Source organism: uncultured Campylobacter sp., from assembly GCF_938030785.1.
Lineage (GTDB): Bacteria > Campylobacterota > Campylobacteria > Campylobacterales > Campylobacteraceae > Campylobacter_B.
Window position 1 is genome coordinate 1 of sequence record NZ_CALHIK010000181.1, and the last position, 2,824, is coordinate 2,824.

The window sequence follows — 2,824 nt, forward strand, 5'->3', positions numbered from 1 at the left end:
CGAAGCGCTACGAGCAGGCGGCGCGCAAGCTGTGGGAAAAGATCGAGAAGATCGATCGCGAGGAGCTGGCGGACAACTCCGCGATCCAGCCGGTGATGGACGGTAAGAGCGCCTGCTCGAATTAGGGCGTTTGTGGGATTTCGCGTGGAATTCTGCTTTTGCGCGGAATTTCGCTGGTAGAATTTAACGCGAAGTGTCGTGGTCGGAATTTCAAGTAGAATTCTGCGCTAAATTTTAAAGTTCGGAATTTCGCCCTCACAAAATTTCGAGTAAAATTTCGGGCGCGTAATTTTACGGCGAAATTCCGTCTTGAAATTTTAGGCAAAAAATTCGGTGCGCAAAATTTCGCTGCGAAATTTTAAAATATGAAATTTTTCGGTTGCGAATCCGCTCTATGAGCTTTACAGCGGAATTTTATTCGTAGCGGTTGCGGTTAGATGAAGGCGAGATAAATTTAAATCGCGTCGGTAAATTTAGCCGATAAATTTATCCTTAGCGGCAGCGGCAAAATCCCTAAGCCCGAATCCAAGGGTTTAGGGATTTTACCTTGATACGGAATTGGAAAGGTCGGTAATGAGATTTTTGATTATTATGGTGCTTGCTTTTGCAGCGTTCGCGCAGGAGAGCAATATGCAAAAATGGGCGAAGGAGATCACGGCAGGCGCACAGATACCGCAGGATAAGTTTTTGGCATTTTATCTGAATAAGGAGGAGCCTAAGAAGGTGATCTTTTCCGAAAACGTCGATCGCATCAGCGTTAATTACGAGAACAACTCCTTTCACGAGATCCCCTCTGCAAATCTTATGGCGTATTGGGTGGGTGAGTTTAACTTTGACGCCGACGTCGAAAAGATGGTGCTCGGAGATTACGGCTGGTCGACGCTCGTCATCGCCGTAGACGGCACGGACGTGCTAGGTGGGACGTCAAGCAATCAAAAGCGCCCGCTTACCTATAAATTTAGCAAAGGCAAGCATAAAATAGAGGCGTGGTTTCTAAACGACGCGCATTCTAGCGAGCTTTTCGTAGATTTTAAGGACGTCGAGCCCTTTTATCGCCAAAAGGACGCCGTAGCCAAGATCCCCGCGGGCAAGGATTACGATCTGTGGCTGGGCGCGATTTACGAAAGTGCACAGATGAACAACCGCGTCAAAGTAAATTTAGCCAAATCCGCCAAACCCATCGTGCTGATGCTAAGCTCATATCGCGCCGTAGAATGGGAGATCTCAAACCCTGAAAAAAACGAAATTTTAGCCGTGCTGATCTACAATCCGATAAGTAGCGTCTATGGCGTAAGCGGCGCGCTATACGTCGAGGACTACCGATATACGGAGGCTGCGGACGGGCTTAAATGCGAGTGTATCTCGGGCAATGTCTTTCACTGCGACGGCAGCGAGATCTATGATATGAACGGGCGCGTAAACGGGATATTCGGCAAAGGACTTAGCGGATTTGCGGGCAAACACGCCGTAAATTCCTTAGATTTGCCGGGGCTTGCTATCAGCTCTAAAATTTTGGACGAAAGCAAAAAGCGCCTCACCGCCATCGAAGCCGATCGCAAGAAATGCGAAAGCACGCCGATGGATGATGTTTTTAAGTAAGATAAAATTTGAAATTTTATAAGTGTTTGGCGAATGAGTAAAATTCTTGATTAATTTGTATTGTATGGAAGAAGTGAATGTCTGAAAATTTAAAAAGTATTTTTGATTGGCTAAAAGAAATTTCTGAGAAAATTTCAGTCATTTTAAAATTAATCTTTTCGATATCACTTGTGTTTTCTATTATTATGGGTTTTACCTTTGCAGTTACTTATATGAGAATTAACGGCTTTTTTAGCTACGAAATCTTTAGTTTAAATAGTATGTGGATGTTTTTTATGGCATTCTTGTATTTGTTTATAATTATTTTTGCATTCTACGGTTGTTTGATAGCGTATATATATTTTGGCTTTGATAAACTATCCGGTATCAGTAATGCTCAAAAGAAAAATATTAAAAACTCCGGCACATCTTGCTTATACAAAAATCATATTATTATTTTACCTAAGCACATTGTCGATAATACTCGGTTTATTCGTTTTTGCCTTTATGTATATACGCTCTTTTTGGAGATAGTTTTTTCTTACCTTGCGCATGAGTCCCGTGATCCTTTATTTTGCCTAATTATGAAAATATATATGGGTTCAACACTATTAATAATGCTTTTGGTTCTTATAGTTTTTTTAATAGATGCTTTGAAACCACAAATGATATTTTTATTAGGTGGATTTTTCTTATTGCTATTATATTTATATCTGGTGATGTATGACCGAGGAGAGGCAATTACTGAAATGTATAAAATATTCTTTAAATCGAGAGGTTTAGCTTCCGATCATGCTGAAATATATCTAAAAAGCGAAAATAAATCCGTGCACGGTAAATTGATTTTCGACGATGGCAAATATGCTTATGTGGAATTTAATCGCACGGATAGCAATTGTGGCGGTATCGGTGTTGCTTGCGAGCAAACAATAAGAAAGAAAGTCCCTAGCGAAGACGTAAGCATTCTTGTTTCATCTAAGCAATAGCGAGGCAATAAATCTGAAGTAAGACAGCAAGATATCGGGTTGCCTGTAATGAAATAAAATAGGAATTTAAAGAATTCATAGCCGCTAATTTAACGCGAGAATTTTAGTGGTTCGCGGATTTGCGCGGTGCAAAGGATCTTTAAATTTCAAAAATAGATTGAATTTAAAATTTGAATATGATAGATTTCAAATAAAATCAGGAGATGAAAATGAAAAAATTTATACCCGCCGTATTTGGCGTATTTATCTGCAGCGCAGCG

General features: G+C 40.6%; 2 protein-coding genes and 1 pseudogene. All 3 read left to right on the forward strand.

Going from position 1 to position 2,824, the window contains the following annotated elements:
* Positions 1-125: pseudogene (locus Q0438_RS10460) on the forward strand (sodium:proton antiporter); the annotation flags it as partial.
* A 448-nt stretch (positions 126-573) separates the two neighbouring features.
* On the forward strand, positions 574-1,599 hold the full coding sequence (locus Q0438_RS10465) for a hypothetical protein (RefSeq protein ID WP_299190693.1): 1,026 nt from the start codon (positions 574-576) through the stop codon (positions 1,597-1,599).
* Between the two features lie 77 nt (positions 1,600-1,676).
* Positions 1,677-2,564 carry a hypothetical protein gene (locus Q0438_RS10470; RefSeq protein WP_299190694.1) on the forward strand — a complete coding sequence of 296 codons (888 nt, stop codon included), beginning with the start codon at positions 1,677-1,679 and terminating at the stop codon, positions 2,562-2,564.
* The last annotated feature ends 260 nt before the right edge of the window (positions 2,565-2,824 follow it).